At 47.6% G+C, this 14,022-nt stretch carries 14 protein-coding genes; 13 read left to right on the top strand and 1 reads right to left on the bottom strand.

The annotated features are described in order from the left end of the window. Positions 1-38: 38 nt before the first annotated feature. The 3 genes from K401_RS0101430 (at position 39) to deoC (ending at position 2,539) form a co-directional block, all read left to right on the top strand. On the top strand, positions 39-467 hold the full coding sequence (locus tag K401_RS0101430) for a cytidine deaminase (RefSeq protein ID WP_024291295.1): 429 nt from the start codon (positions 39-41) through the stop codon (positions 465-467). 75 nt (positions 468-542) lie between these two features. After that, positions 543-1,871, top strand: a complete 1,329-nt coding sequence (locus K401_RS0101425) for a pyrimidine-nucleoside phosphorylase (protein ID WP_024291294.1) — start codon at positions 543-545, stop codon at positions 1,869-1,871. A gap of 17 nt (positions 1,872-1,888) precedes the next feature. Beyond that, on the top strand, positions 1,889-2,539 hold the full coding sequence (gene deoC, locus K401_RS0101420) for a deoxyribose-phosphate aldolase (RefSeq protein ID WP_024291293.1): 651 nt from the start codon (positions 1,889-1,891) through the stop codon (positions 2,537-2,539). 51 nt (positions 2,540-2,590) lie between these two features. Here the strand turns inward: deoC and K401_RS0101415 are convergent, their stop codons facing one another. Continuing rightward, on the bottom strand, positions 2,591-4,069 hold the full coding sequence (locus tag K401_RS0101415) for a DUF1846 domain-containing protein (RefSeq protein WP_024291292.1): 1,479 nt from the start codon (positions 4,067-4,069) through the stop codon (positions 2,591-2,593). Between the two features lie 214 nt (positions 4,070-4,283). Here K401_RS0101415 and K401_RS0101410 point away from each other — a divergent pair, with 214 nt between their 5' ends. The 10 genes from K401_RS0101410 to K401_RS0101365 all read left to right on the top strand — a co-directional run bounded on the left by K401_RS0101410 (position 4,284) and on the right by K401_RS0101365 (position 13,948). Then, positions 4,284-5,156: a methionyl aminopeptidase gene (locus K401_RS0101410; protein ID WP_024291291.1), complete on the top strand. Its 873-nt coding sequence runs from the start codon at positions 4,284-4,286 to the stop codon at positions 5,154-5,156. Continuing rightward, complete coding sequence (locus K401_RS0101405) at positions 5,157-5,732, top strand: DNA-3-methyladenine glycosylase I (protein ID WP_024291290.1); 576 nt, start codon at positions 5,157-5,159, stop codon at positions 5,730-5,732. A gap of 184 nt (positions 5,733-5,916) precedes the next feature. Beyond that, positions 5,917-7,410: a putative glycoside hydrolase gene (locus tag K401_RS0101400; RefSeq protein ID WP_024291289.1), complete on the top strand. Its 1,494-nt coding sequence runs from the start codon at positions 5,917-5,919 to the stop codon at positions 7,408-7,410. A gap of 15 nt (positions 7,411-7,425) precedes the next feature. After that, positions 7,426-7,992: a DUF1653 domain-containing protein gene (locus tag K401_RS0101395; RefSeq protein WP_024291288.1), complete on the top strand. Its 567-nt coding sequence runs from the start codon at positions 7,426-7,428 to the stop codon at positions 7,990-7,992. A gap of 9 nt (positions 7,993-8,001) precedes the next feature. Continuing rightward, positions 8,002-9,873 (top strand): excinuclease ABC subunit UvrC, encoded by a 1,872-nt coding sequence (gene uvrC / locus K401_RS0101390; protein WP_024291287.1) that lies wholly within the window; start codon positions 8,002-8,004, stop codon positions 9,871-9,873. 63 nt (positions 9,874-9,936) lie between these two features. Next, positions 9,937-10,869, top strand: a complete 933-nt coding sequence (hprK, locus tag K401_RS0101385; protein WP_024291286.1) for an HPr(Ser) kinase/phosphatase — start codon at positions 9,937-9,939, stop codon at positions 10,867-10,869. Positions 10,870-10,877: 8 nt separating this feature from the next. After that, positions 10,878-11,789 carry a UDP-N-acetylmuramate dehydrogenase gene (gene murB, locus K401_RS0101380; protein ID WP_024291285.1) on the top strand — a complete coding sequence of 304 codons (912 nt, stop codon included), beginning with the start codon at positions 10,878-10,880 and terminating at the stop codon, positions 11,787-11,789. A gap of 19 nt (positions 11,790-11,808) precedes the next feature. Then, the gene (gene rapZ / locus K401_RS0101375; RefSeq protein WP_024291284.1) at positions 11,809-12,690 is read left to right on the top strand and encodes an RNase adapter RapZ; all 882 of its coding nucleotides are present in this window, start codon (positions 11,809-11,811) and stop codon (positions 12,688-12,690) included. 2 nt (positions 12,691-12,692) lie between these two features. Next, the gene (gene whiA, locus K401_RS0101370) at positions 12,693-13,661 is read left to right on the top strand and encodes a DNA-binding protein WhiA (RefSeq protein ID WP_024291283.1); all 969 of its coding nucleotides are present in this window, start codon (positions 12,693-12,695) and stop codon (positions 13,659-13,661) included. A 29-nt stretch (positions 13,662-13,690) separates the two neighbouring features. Beyond that, positions 13,691-13,948, top strand: coding sequence for an HPr family phosphocarrier protein (locus K401_RS0101365; protein WP_024291282.1), 258 nt, complete (start codon positions 13,691-13,693; stop codon positions 13,946-13,948). Positions 13,949-14,022: the final 74 nt, after the last annotated feature.

Raw genomic sequence — 14,022 nt, 5'->3', positions numbered from 1 at the left:
GGGAAGGGTATGCCGGAAGAATAACAGGAGGTGTGTTTTTGAAACTGGAAGAGAAAACAAAAAACATGCTGGTGGCAGAGGCTTATGAGGCACAGAAGATGGCTTATGTGCCTTATTCGGATTTTTGCGTTGGAGCGGCCCTGCTTGCAAAGAACGGAAAGGTATACAAGGGCTGCAATATTGAAAATGCCTCCTTTACGCCAACCAACTGTGCAGAGCGTACGGCATTTTTCAAGGCAGTCTCAGAGGGGATCACGGAATTTGATGCCATTGCCATCGTAGGAAATAAAAGGGGAGAAAAGGGAGAACTATGTGCTCCCTGCGGAGTTTGCCGGCAGGTAATGGCAGAATTTTGCGATCCTGAGGAATTTAAGATCATTTTGGGAGCAGGAGAGGAAGCTTCTGTATATTCCTTAAAGGAGCTGCTTCCTTTGGGATTTACGAAAAAGAACCTGGGTTCCCAGTAAGAGGGTGGGGTATCCCTTGATACCCCAAAAGATATGGCAGGATCAAGGCGTGTATAAGGGAGGTTTCAGGGTATTATGAGGATGTATGATATCATTGCAAAAAAGCGGAATGGAGAAGCTCTGACAGAGACGGAGATCCGCTTTATGATCCAGGGCTATGTAAAGGGGGACATTCCGGATTACCAGATGTCAGCCATGCTGATGGCCATTTATTTAAAAGGGATGAGCGATGTGGAAACGGCCATTCTCACCGATGCGGTGGCGCATTCCGGCGATATGGTGGATTTGTCCCCCATCCAGGGAGTGAAGGTGGATAAGCATTCTACCGGAGGCGTGGGAGATAAGACGACTTTAGTGGTGGCGCCTATTGTAGCAGCCTGCGGAGTCAAGGTCGCAAAAATGTCAGGCCGGGGCTTAGGTCATACGGGAGGGACCGTTGACAAAATGGAGTCCATACCGGGAATGAAGACCGTGCTGACAGAAGAGGAATTCTTCCAGGTGGTCAATAAGACCGGTCTTTCCGTTATCGGACAATCCGGAAATCTGGCTCCTGCAGATAAAAAGCTTTATGCCCTTCGGGATGTGACGGCCACTGTGGACAGCATCCCCTTGATTGCCGCTTCCATTATGAGCAAAAAGCTGGCAGCGGGAAATGACTGCATTCTTCTGGATGTAAAAACCGGAAGCGGGGCATTTATGAAGACTCTGGAAGATTCCATTACCCTGGCGGAAAAGATGGTGGCCATCGGGGAGCATGCAGGAAAGAGTACTATGGCCCTTATAACCAATATGGACATTCCTCTGGGAAGTCTGATCGGCAACAGTCTGGAAGTCATCGAAGCGGTGGAGACCCTTCGAGGCAGAGGGCCAAAGGACCTGACTGAGGTCTGCCTAAGCCTGGCTTCCGGCATGCTTTACCTGGCGGGAAAGGGCGGTATGGAAGAATGCCGGAAGCTGGCAGAAGGAGCCATTGCCGATGGAAGCGCCCTGGAACGGCTTATTGCCATGGTGGAAGCCCAGGGAGGCGATCCTTCGGTGATCAGGGATACAAGGCTTTTTTCCAAGGCCCCCTTTGAAAGACAAGTGAAGGCCTTAAAAAGCGGCTATATCACCCATATGAACACAGAGCAATGCGGAATCGCCTCCTCTCTTTTGGGAGCCGGAAGACTTACCAAAGAGAGTCTCATCGATTATACGGCAGGAATCGCCCTTAAGAAAAAGGTGGGTCAGACGGTGGAAGAGGGTGAGACCATTGCCGTGCTCTATACTTCTGTGGAAGAGCTGTTTGCAGCTTCTGAGGAGGAATTTTTAAAGGCAGTTACCATCAGCGGGCAGAAGCCGGAGGCCGAACCCCTGATTTATGCCAGTGTTACAAAGGAAGGCGTTAAACGCCTGACAGAATAGAAAGGAAGGAAAAGATAATGACAGATTTAGAAATGTTAAGCTATGTAGACCATACTTTGTTAAAGGCATTTGCCACATGGGAGGATATTGAAGAGCTTTGTAAGGAAGCCGTGGAATATAAGACTGCCTCCGTGTGCATCCCGCCCTGTTACATCAGCCGGGTACATGAGGAATTCCCAGGCCTTAATATCTGCACCGTGGTGGGCTTTCCTCTGGGCTACAGCGTAACCGAATCAAAGGTCCTTGAGACAAAGAAAGCCATTGAGGATGGAGCTTCTGAAGTGGATATGGTAGTGAATATCAGCGATGTGAAAAACGGAGATTACAATAAGGTGGAAAAGGAAATCGCAGAACTGAAAAAAGCGGCAGGCGGCAGCATCTTAAAGGTCATCATTGAAGCCTGTTATCTGACGGAAGAAGAAAAAATTGCCATGTGTAAGGCTGTTACGGCAGCAGGTGCTGATTATATCAAAACCTCCACAGGATTTGGAACCGGCGGAGCGGCTTTAGAAGATATCGAATTATTTAAAAAGCATATCGGGCCTGATGTAAAGATCAAGGCAGCCGGCGGAGTGAAGACCCTGGAAGATTTAAGGGCTTATATTGAAGCAGGATGCAGCAGGGTGGGCGCAAGCGCCGCAGTGAAACTGGCAGCACAGAAAAAGTAAAAAAATCCCCTCTGGTCCAAAATAAAAGGCCGGAGGGGAATCTTTATTCCATTAATGATAAATCTTTTTCTCTTCATAAATAGGCTCGCAGGTCAGGTTTACGCCCAGCTTTTTAAATATCTTAACATCCACGTCAGAAAGAAGCACGGAGGTATGAGCTTCCCGTCCTTTTAACTTGGGAAGCTGCTCCAGAGCGATCTGGGCATTGGGATCGGCAGCAGCACAGGCGGACAGGGCGATTAACACTTCATCCGTATGAAGCCGTGGATTTTTGCTTCCCAGATAGTTGATCTTTAATTTCTGGATGGGCTCAATGGCGGAAGGAGAAATCAGATGGATATCATGAGGAATGTTTCCTAAAACCTTGACCGCATTTAACAGGAGGGCAGCCGATGCACCTAATAAGTTGGTAGTCTTTCCTGTGACAATGGTTCCGTCGTCCAGCTCAAGGGCAGCGGCAGGAGAGCCTTTTATTTCAGCCAGCTGATTGGCTGCATTCACAACCTTTCTCATGCCGGTAGTAATTTTGGCTTGTTTCATAAGAAGCTCAATTTTATAGACCTCTTCCTTGGATCCCATATCCCTTGCCAGACGGGAAAGAGCCTGGTAATAGCGTCTGATGATCTCCTGCATGGAAGCTTCCCTGCAGGCCTCGTCATCCACCACGCAGAAGCCGGCCATATTTACGCCCATATCCGTAGGGGATTTGTAAGGGCATTCACCGTATATTCCTTCAAAAATAGCGCTTAATACAGGAAAGATCTCCACATCTCTGTTGTAATTGACCGTGGTCTTACCATAAGCCTCTAAGTGAAAGGGATCGATCATGTTCACATCGTTTAAATCTGCGGTAGCAGCCTCATAGGCCAGGTTTACCGGATGCTTTAAAGGGATATTCCAGATGGGGAATGTCTCAAACTTGGCATAACCGGCCTTGATCCCCCGCTTGTTCTCGTGGTAGAGCTGGGATAGGCAGGTTGCCATTTTTCCGCTGCCCGGCCCCGGAGCTGTAATAATTACAAGGGGTTTTGTGGTTTCAATATAATCATTTCTGCCGTATCCTTCGTCACTGACAATGAGAGAGACATTGCTTGGATAGCCGTCAATGGTGTAGTGGCGGTATACCTTTATGCCCATTTTTTCCAGCTTGCTTTTAAATAAGTCGGCGGAATTCTGTCCGGAGTACTGTGTAATAACAACGCTTCCCACATAGAGTCCCTTATCCGTAAAGGACTGGATCAGACGGAACACATCCACATCATAGGTGATGCCAAGATCATGACGGATCTTGTTTTTCTCGATGTCGGCAGCGTTGATGGCGATCACGATTTCCGCCTGGTCCGACAGCTGCATCAGCATGCGCAGCTTGCTGTCAGGCTCAAATCCGGGAAGTACCCTGGAAGCGTGGTAATCATCAAACAGCTTGCCGCCGAATTCCAGATAAAGCTTGTCCCCGAACTGGCTGATCCGTTCCTTGATGTGTTCTGACTGCATGGTTAAATATTTGTTGTTATCAAATCCGAATTTCATTTGTCCCTCCATGATGTGCGCTTACCTTATAGCCATGTTGAATAGCATGGCTGAATTTGAAGCATGCACGAAATCTTTGACCGTAATATTTATAAATTGTATCATATAAGTTATGAAATTGCCACGGATTTTTTCCTGCCCCCTTCTTTTTCCTGAAACCCTTTACAATCGGCTTTAAACGTGTTAAAACGTTGTAGTAAGAAGGAGGATCGATATGTTTAAAATAGGAAGAAATGATGCATGCTGGTGCGGTAGCGGAAAAAAATACAAGAACTGCCATCTGTCTTTTGACCAAAAGCTTGAGAATTATGCGGTCATGGGAGATGAAGTTCCGGAGCACTATATGATAAAAACACCGGCTCAGATTGAAGGAGTCCGCCGTGCAGGAGTCGTTAACAACAAGATTCTTGATCTGGTGGAGGAGATTATGAAGCCGGGCATCAGCACGGAAGATATCAATACCCTTGTGCACGAAAATACCATCAGGCTGGGAGGGATTCCCGCTCCTCTTAATTTTGAGGGATATCCCAAGAGTGTGTGCACCTCGGTCAATGATGTGGTATGCCATGGAATCCCGGATCCAAAACGGATCTTACAGGAAGGCGATATCGTCAATGTGGATGTAACCACCATTGTGGACGGCTTTTATGCTGACGCGTCCAGAATGTACTGCATCGGGAAGGTGTCTCCTGAAGCATTAAAGCTGGTTCAGGTTACAAAGGAGAGTGTGGATTTAGCTCTTAAAGAAACCAGGGCATGGGGCCATTTAGGAGATATTGGAGCAGCTATTTCTGAACATATCTATGCCAATGGTTTTACGGTGGTAAGGGAAATCGGCGGACACGGCGTTGGGCTGGATTTCCATGAAGAGCCATGGGTCAGCCACATCGGTACAAGAGGGACCGATATGCTTTTAGTACCCGGGATGATATTTACCATTGAGCCGATGGTAAATGCCGGAAAGGCTGACGTGGTGCAGGATGACGAGGATGGGTGGACCATTTACACAAGGGATGGAAGTCTGTCTGCCCAGTGGGAGTATACAATTTTGATTACAGAAGAGGGTCCGGAGGTGCTGGCAAGATAAATGGAGAAAAAACGTTGTATTTGGGTGGATGAAACCTCCCCGGTCTATGTGAAATATCACGACGAGGAGTGGGGAGTGCCGGTTTATGATGATGAGAAGCTCTATGAAATGCTTCTTTTAGAAACCTTTCAGGCAGGACTTTCCTGGATTACCATACTGAGAAAAAGAGAGGCTTTCCGTCAGGCCTTTGATGGTTTTGATGCGGAAAAAGTGGCATGCTACGGAGAGGAAAAACTAAAGGCTTTAATGGAGAATGCGGACATCATCAGGAACCGGAAAAAGCTGGAGGCGGCCGTGAAAAATGCCCGTGTGTTTTTGGAGATCCAGCGGGAATTCGGCTCATTCTCCAGGTATTTATGGGGATTTACTAACAATGAGGTCATCGTCAGCCGGGATGACAGCTTTCCGGTGAAAACGGAGCTGTCCGACCGGGTTTCAAAGGATATGAAAAAGAGAGGAATGGCCTTTGTAGGTTCTGTTACCATATATTCCTATCTTCAGGCAGTGGGTGTGGTCAATGACCACGAACTTTCCTGCTTTTGCAGAAAGGCAACGGAGAAAAAACAGGAGGAGTGAAATAAGGAAAAGCGGGGTATTATTTGATAAGAGAGTACATAGCCTGTGAAATAAGAGGTTAATAAAAATAAGGCTGCATCCGGAAAATGTAATTTTTATTGGAAAATTTTACAAATTGTGGTAAAATGTTAAATATTTATTACGATAAACACCTGAAACCATAAAGAAAGTGAACGGGAGTATTATGAAAAGATGGCTTTTGGCAGTGATTGCATTTTCGTTGGTGACCTCCGGATGCAGCAGGTATAAGGGAATTCCTGAACTCTCAGAGACAGACAGCAAAACAGAAGAATCTCAGCAGAGTGCAGAGGAATCCGGGCAGAGCACAGGGGAAAACGGCGGCCAGCTTCCCCTGGAAGCTTCCGCCGTACCGGGAAAGAAGCCGGTAAAGGTAAAGGGAATCTATATTTCCGGCTACATGGCCGGCTCTGAGGGCCTCCAGGCGATTTTGGACAAGATCCAGGGCACGGAGATCAATACTGTGGTCATTGACGTAAAGAATGACGACGGAAGGATCACCTTTGCCATGGAGGATGCACCTACTGTAAATGAGATCGGTGCCACAGAAAAGTACATCAAAGACATAGACAGCCTGATGGCCCAGTTAAAGGCCAGGGGGCTTTATACCATTGCCCGGGTTGTGGCCTTCCGGGATCCTTATCTGGCCGAGAAAAAGCCGGAGTGGGGCCTTAAGAACAAGGATGGGAGTCTGCACAGGGATAATAAGGGACTGGCCTGGGTGAACCCTTACAGGACGGAAGTGTGGGACTACTTAGTAGAGGTGGGAACCCAGGCTTCCAAGGCCGGATTTGATGAGGTTCAGTTTGACTACATCCGGTTCTCCACCGACAGTTCCATGAAACAGGTAGTATTTGATGATGAGGATACCAGGGGCCGTTCTAAAACGGACATCATTACGGAATTCATCCAATACGCTTATGAAAAGCTTTCTTCTCAGAATATTTTTGTTTCTGCAGATGTGTTCGGGACCATCATCGGAAGCAAGGTGGACGCAGAGGCAGTGGGACAAATCTATCATGAAATGGCCGGCCATCTGGATTATATCTGCCCCATGATCTACCCTTCCCATTACGGAGACGGAAACTTTGGAATTGACCACCCGGATATGGAGCCTTACCGCACCATCCGGGCTGCTTTGAAGCTGTCAAAGCAGGATCTGGAATCCGCAAAAGAGGCTGGAAAGCATCAGGCCATTGTCCGCCCCTGGCTCCAGGATTTCACAGCTTCCTATCTGAAGAACTATATTCCTTACGGAGCGAAGGAGATCAGGGCCCAGATCCAGGCGGTTTATGATGCAGGCTATGATGAGTGGATCCTTTGGAGTGCTTCCAACCGGTATACATGGGATGGCTTTTTGACTGCTGAAGCAGCCAGGGAAGAGGCGGAGGAGCTTGCCAGGGTGAGAGCAGCGGAAGAGATGTCTGCTGCAGCTTCTGCTGAAGCAAAGGAACCGTCTACTGAAGCTGCCGGCGAGACAAAGGAGTCACAGCCTGAGACCCGGTCCGAGACTCAGACAGAAGGAAAAGAAGAGAAAGCAAAAAAGAGTCTTGAGGAAAGCACAGCAGGTGAAGAGACACAGCCAGAGACGAAAGCTGCAAATAAAAAGAAAGCCAAGCCTGATGTAGTCATTGTGACCACAGGCGGCCAGGGAAATTAGGAAGTGAGGGAAGCCATGGACAGAACGCCCAGACCAGGAGATTTCTACCGGCATTTTAAGGACAAGATGTATCAGGTGATAGCTGTTGCGGTTCATTCGGAAACAGGAGAAGAAATGGTAGTATATCAGGCGCTGTACGGATCCTTTGGGATTTACGTACGCCCTCTGCCCATGTTCATCAGCGAGGTGGACAAGGAGAAGTATCCCGATGCAAAGCAGAAATACAGATTTGAAAAGGTGGATATGGGTTCTGCGGAGCGAAAGGAAAAGGACTGTACCCAGGAATCGGAAATAGAGGACAAGGAGCCCTCTGTGGACTGTGTCCAAAGCCAGGAAGGCGGGTCCTCTGATCCTTGTCTTCACGAAAACAAAAATCTTCTTGCATTTCTTGACGCTGGGACGTATCATGAGAAGTTGGAGGTTCTTGAGGAGCGGAAGGACCGTTTTTCCGCGGAAGAGCTTCTGGCCATCTGCGAGATTATGGAAATCGGAAGGCCGGATTCTGAACCTGAAGAGAAATATTATGCAGTGAAAAGGTATTTAGAACTGCAGTATAAATACGAGGGAGCAAGATTGAGGTGATTTGTTTCAGTGGACCACAGGTCGTTTAATATAGAAGAAGAATTAAAAAAACTGCCGTCCCAGCCTGGCGTGTATCTCATGCACGATAAGCGGGACGAAATTATCTATGTTGGAAAAGCCATCAGCTTAAAAAACAGGGTCAGGCAGTATTTTCAAAGCAGCAGAAATAAAACGGCGAAAATCGAACAAATGGTGTCGAGGATCGCCCGGTTTGAATACATTATAACAGACTCTGAGCTGGAAGCCCTTGTGCTGGAATGCAATCTCATTAAGGAGCACCGTCCCCGTTACAATACCATGCTAAAGGATGATAAGACCTATCCCTATATCAAGGTAACCGTGTACGAGGACTATCCCAGGATTTTGTTTTCCAGGGATATGAAAAAGGATAAAAGCAAGTATTTTGGGCCGTATACCAGTGCAGGAGCGGTAAAGGATACCATAGAACTGATTCATAAGCTTTACCAGATCAGGACCTGCAACCGGAACTTACCAAGGGACATCGGGAAGGAACGCCCCTGCTTAAATTACCATATCAAGCAGTGTTCCGCTCCGTGCCAGGATTATATCAGCAAGGAAGGATACTGGCAGTCCATTAATAAGGCTCTGGACTTTTTAGGCGGAAAATACGGACCAGTCATAAAAATGCTGGAAGAAAAGATGCAGTCCGCATCAGAGGAAATGGATTATGAAAAGGCAATTGAGTACCGGGATCTGTTAAACAGTGTCAGGCAGATTGCCCAGAAGCAGAAGATCACTGACAGCGGCACGGAAGACCGGGATATCATTGCCATGGCAAAGGATGAAAAGGATGCGGTGGTTTCCGTATTCTTTGTCAGGGAAGGCAGGCTCATCGGCCGGGAGCATTTCCACGTAAGCATAGCAACGGCAGAGGATAACAGCCAGATCCTGACCAGCTTTGTGAAACAGTTTTATGCAGGGACTCCTTTTATTCCAAAGGAACTGTGGGTACAGTCAGGACTTGAGGATGAAGGTGTCATAGGAGAGTGGCTTTCTGCAAAACGCGGGCAGAAGGTGAAGATCGTGGTTCCGCGGAAGGGCCAGAAAGAACGTCTGGTGGAGCTGGCGGAAAAAAATGCCGCGCTTGTCCTGTCCCAGGATAAGGAAAAGATCAAGCGGGAAGAGCTCCGCACCATCGGAGCAATGAATGAGGTGGGCGGCTGGCTTGGGCTTTCCGGCATTAAGCGGATCGAGGCCTTTGATATTTCCAACATCAGCGGCTTTGAGTCTGTGGGCTCCATGATCGTCTATGAAGACGGGAAGCCCAAGAGAAATGATTACAGGAAATTTAAGATCAAATGGGTCAAGGGAGCCAATGATTATGCTTCCATGAACGAGGTGCTTACAAGACGGTTTTCCCATGGCCTTCAGGAAGCGGAGAGCCTGAAAGAAAAGGGCGTGGATGAGGAGTTTGGAAGCTTCACCCGTTTCCCGGACTTAATCATGATGGATGGCGGACGGGGCCAGGTAAACATTGCCCTGGAGGTACTAAGGGCGCTGGATATTTCCATCCCTGTCTGCGGCATGGTAAAGGATGATAACCACCGGACCAGAGGGCTATACTATAATAACGTGGAAATTCCCATTGACAAACATTCTGAAGGCTTTAAACTGATTACCAGGGTCCAGGATGAGGCCCACCGGTTTGCCATTGAGTATCACAGAAGCTTAAGAAGCAAAGGACAGGTGAAATCCATTCTGGACGACATTCCCGGCATCGGCCCCAACAGGAGAAAGGCGCTGATGCGCCGGTTTAAAGGGCTGGAGGCAATCAAGGAAGCCACCTTGGAGGAGCTTTCCCAGACCCCAGGCATGAATGCCCTGGCAGCGAAGAGCGTTTATGAGTTCTTCCACATATAGCTTTTCAAAATACGAAATCTGTGTTAGTATGAAAAAAACAGATGGAAAAAAGGAGCGTACGCCATGCATGGAGTAGCCATAACAGATTTGATTAAGAAGATGAATTTCCGGAATATGACTCCGGAGATTGATGCGGAAAAAATTGTGCTCAGCCATCCGGATGTAAACCGTCCGGCTTTGCAGCTGGCCGGCTTTTATGATCATTTTGACAACGAACGGGTGCAGGTCATCGGTTATGTGGAACAGGAATATATCAATCAGATGAATCATGACAGAAAGCTTGAGATGTACGACAGGCTTTTGTCCAGCCAGATCCCATGTCTGGTATACAGCCGCAGCCAGGCTCCTGATGAGGATATACTGGCATTCTGCAACCATTACGGCGTGCCGTGTCTTGTGTCTGATAAGACCACTTCTGATCTTATGGCGGAGATCATCCGCTGGCTTAAGGTGAAGCTGGCGCCCTGTATCAGCATTCACGGGGTTTTGGTCGACGTATTCGGTGAAGGCGTGCTGATCATGGGAGAGAGCGGCATCGGAAAAAGCGAGGCGGCTCTGGAGCTTATTAAAAGAGGTCACCGTCTTGTGACCGATGATGTAGTGGAAATCCGCAAGGTAAGTGATGAGACGCTCATTGGAAGCGCTCCGGAAATTACCAGGCATTTTATTGAATTAAGAGGCATCGGCATCATTGATGTCAAAACTCTGTTCGGTGTGGAGAGCGTAAAGGATACTCAGGCCATTGATATGGTGATCAAGCTGGAAGACTGGGATAGAGATAAGGAATATGACAGGATGGGAATCGAGGACCAGTATACGGAATTCCTGGGGAACCGGGTGGTATGTCATTCCATTCCGGTACGGCCGGGACGTAATCTGGCCATTATTGTTGAATCTGCTGCAGTCAATTACAGACAAAAGAAGATGGGGTACAACGCGGCTCAGGAATTATACAACCGCGTCCAGGCAAACCTTTCAAGAAAACAGGATGATTGAGGTGTCTGATGACTGGATTTTATGAAAAACTTCTTGGTGCAGCCGATAAGGACCATATAAAAGTTGGGGAAGAGATGCGAAAGCATACCTCGTTCCGGGTGGGCGGCCCTGCCGCCTGCTTTGTAACTCCGGCGGATGAGAATGAGCTTGCTGCTGTTATTGTTCTCTGCCGAAGGGAAGAGGTGCCTTTTTTCATACTTGGCAATGGAAGCAATCTTTTAGTTGGGGATGAAGGCTTTGAAGGCGTGGTCATTTCCATGGATAGCTTTTCCGGGTGTCAGGTGGATAAGGAGACAGGGATCGTGAAGGCAGGAGCCGGAGCATCCTTAAAACGGATTGCGCTGGAAGCATATAAGGCTTCATTGACCGGCTTTGAATTTGCAGCCGGGATACCCGGCACCCTTGGGGGAGCTGTGGTGATGAATGCCGGAGCCTATGGTTCGGAGATGAAGGAGGTTTTAAAGTCTGTCAAAGTTTTGACAACCAGGGGAGAAGTACGGGAACTGCCTGTTTCTGAGCTTTCTCTGGGGTACCGGACCAGTTGTATTATACCAAAGCAGTATATTGTGCTGGAGGCTAAGATCCGCTTAAGAGATGGAGATGAGATTTCCATTAAGAACCGGATGGATGAGCTGGCGCGGAGAAGAAAAGAAAAACAGCCTTTGGAATATCCAAGCGCTGGAAGCACCTTTAAGAGGCCGGAAGGGCATTTTGCCGGCAAGCTTATAGAGGAGGCCGGATTAAGAGGGTTTTCTCTGGGCGGAGCCCAGATTTCGGAGAAGCACTGCGGATTTGTCATTAACAAGGAAAACGCTACTGCGGCTGACATCAGGAACCTGTGTGAAGAAGTGAAAAAAAGGGTGCTTAAGAATTCCGGCGTGGCCCTTGAGATGGAGGTAAAGACACTGGGGAAGTTTTAACGGTGCAAAGGAGAACAATGTGAGGCTAGTCATTGTAACAGGCATGTCAGGCGCGGGAAAGACCCAGGCGCTTAAAATGCTGGAGGACATGGGGTTTTACTGTGTGGATAATCTTCCCATTCCCCTGATTGAAACATTTGCGGAGCTGACCCTGAGCAATCATGCAGGGATCAGGAACGCGGCTTTAGGGATTGATATCCGCAGTGGGGAGGATTTGTCGGTTTTAAACAGGATTTTTGATGAATGGTCAAGAAAACGAATGCATTTTGAAATCCTATTCCTTGACGCAGGGGATGAGACGCTGATCAAACGCTATAAGGAAACCAGGAGGGCCCATCCCCTGGCGGCAGGAGGCAGGATCGACAGCGGGATCGAAAAGGAACGGGTAAAACTGGCGTTTTTAAAGGAAGAAGCGGATTATATCATAGATACCAGCCGTCTTCTTACAAAGGAGCTGAGGCAGGAACTGGAAAAAATATTTGTAAACCGGGAATCCTACCGGAACCTGTACATCACCATCCTTTCGTTTGGATTCAAATATGGAATTCCGTCGGATGCGGATCTGGTATTTGATGTAAGGTTTCTCCCAAATCCCTACTATTCAGAGGAACTGCGGCCTAAAACCGGAGAAGAAAAAGAAGTGCGGGACTATGTGATGCAGCATGGGACCGCTGCCCTGTTTTTAGACAAGCTTTATGATATGCTGGAATTTTTAATTCCCAACTATGTGCTGGAGGGAAAAAACCAGCTGGTGGTTGCCATCGGCTGTACAGGAGGCAAGCACCGGTCAGTTACCATTGCCAGGTCGGTTTATGACCGGTTTAAGTCCAGAGAAGCATTTGGGATAAAGATGGAACACCGGGACATCGACAAGGACAATACACGGAAAAGGATGGTCTAGATATGTCATTTTCTTCCAAATTAAAAGAAGAGCTTTCCAGACAAATCAGTCCGGCAAGGCATTGCCAGATCGCGGAGATGGCTGCGATCATCAGTCTTTGCGGAAAAATAATCATATCCGAAGACGACTGTTATACAATTAAAATAAATACGGAAAATGTGGCAGTTGCAAGAAAGTACTTTACATTATTGAAAAAAACATTTAATATAAGTACTGATGTGTCCATTAGAAGAAATGCCTATTTAAATAAAAACCGTACTTACACGGTGACCATCAGGGAGCATGAGGAGGCCATCCGGGTTTTGCACGCCACAAAGCTTCTTGATGAAAACGGAGAAATTGGGGAAAACTTAAATCCTGTAAGGAATGTGGTCATCCAGCAGTCCTGCTGCAGGAGAGCGTTCATCCGCGGCGCGTTTCTCTCTTCCGGGTCCTTAAGCGACCCTGAAAAATTTTACCATTTTGAAATCGTATGTGCCACAGAAGAAAAGGCAGAGCAGCTAAAATCTATTATCGGGACCTTTGACCTTGAAGCAAAAATTGTGAAGAGGAAGCGCTATTTTGTGGTTTATATAAAAGAAGGAAGCCAGATTGTGGATATCCTGAATGTGATGGAGGCGCCCGTGTCTTTGATGGAGCTTGAAAACATCAGGATTTTAAAGGATATGCGAAACAGTGTGAACCGGCAGGTCAACTGTGAAACTGCCAATATTAATAAAACGGTATCAGCTGCGGTAAAGCAGATAGAAGATATAAAATATATCAGAGATACAATCGGACTTGATAATCTTCCGGACAATCTAAGTGAAATTGCCAGGGAACGATTGGAAAGGCCGGAAGCAACATTAAAAGAGCTTGGAGAAGCTCTGGACCCTCCTGTAGGCAAATCAGGAGTGAACCACCGACTTAGAAAGCTTTGCGACCTGGCAGGGCGACTGCGCGGGACAGGCGTGAGCAGCGGAATGGAATAGATCTGTTCATAGGAATGAGGAGGATAATTATGGTAAGAAAAACAGTCACCGTTGAACTTGCATCAGGTTTAGAGGCAAGACCAGTTGCTATGCTGGTTCAGGTTGCCAGCCAGTATGAAAGCAACATTTATGTTGAGATCGAATCCAAGAGAGTAAATGCCAAGAGTATCATGGGTATGATGACTCTGGGACTTGCAGCGGGAGAGCAGATTACGATCACTGCGGATGGTACGGATGAAGAGCAGGCGATTGCCGAGATCGAAAAATACTTAAGCAATCATGAATGATATGTGAAAATACTGTGTTTTCGAGGCGGAGACTACCATTGGCGACAATGGAGGCTCCGCCTCTTGTACGTGGG

The organism is Lacrimispora indolis DSM 755 (assembly GCF_000526995.1).
Classification (GTDB): domain Bacteria; phylum Bacillota; class Clostridia; order Lachnospirales; family Lachnospiraceae; genus Lacrimispora; species Lacrimispora indolis.
Note: the sequence above shows the minus strand (reverse complement) of the source record. Positions and strands in the feature narration are given on the sequence as shown.

Bases quoted from the DNA above. Each gene is read 5' to 3' on its own strand.
- K401_RS0101400 (WP_024291289.1), top strand. From the start codon at position 5,917: ATGAAAAGATGGCTTTTGGCAGTGATTGCATTTTCGTTGGTGACCTCC.
- murB (WP_024291285.1), top strand. From the start codon at position 10,878: ATGACTGGATTTTATGAAAAACTTCTTGGTGCAGCCGATAAGGACCAT.
- K401_RS0101410 (WP_024291291.1), top strand. From the start codon at position 4,284: ATGTTTAAAATAGGAAGAAATGATGCATGCTGGTGCGGTAGCGGAAAA.
- K401_RS0101415 (WP_024291292.1), bottom strand. From the start codon at position 4,069: ATGAAATTCGGATTTGATAACAACAAATATTTAACCATGCAGTCAGAA.
- whiA (WP_024291283.1), top strand. From the start codon at position 12,693: ATGTCATTTTCTTCCAAATTAAAAGAAGAGCTTTCCAGACAAATCAGT.
- K401_RS0101365 (WP_024291282.1), top strand. From the start codon at position 13,691: ATGGTAAGAAAAACAGTCACCGTTGAACTTGCATCAGGTTTAGAGGCA.
- K401_RS0101405 (WP_024291290.1), top strand. From the start codon at position 5,157: ATGGAGAAAAAACGTTGTATTTGGGTGGATGAAACCTCCCCGGTCTAT.
- hprK (WP_024291286.1), top strand. From the start codon at position 9,937: ATGCATGGAGTAGCCATAACAGATTTGATTAAGAAGATGAATTTCCGG.
- K401_RS0101425 (WP_024291294.1), top strand. From the start codon at position 543: ATGAGGATGTATGATATCATTGCAAAAAAGCGGAATGGAGAAGCTCTG.
- deoC (WP_024291293.1), top strand. From the start codon at position 1,889: ATGACAGATTTAGAAATGTTAAGCTATGTAGACCATACTTTGTTAAAG.
- K401_RS0101395 (WP_024291288.1), top strand. From the start codon at position 7,426: ATGGACAGAACGCCCAGACCAGGAGATTTCTACCGGCATTTTAAGGAC.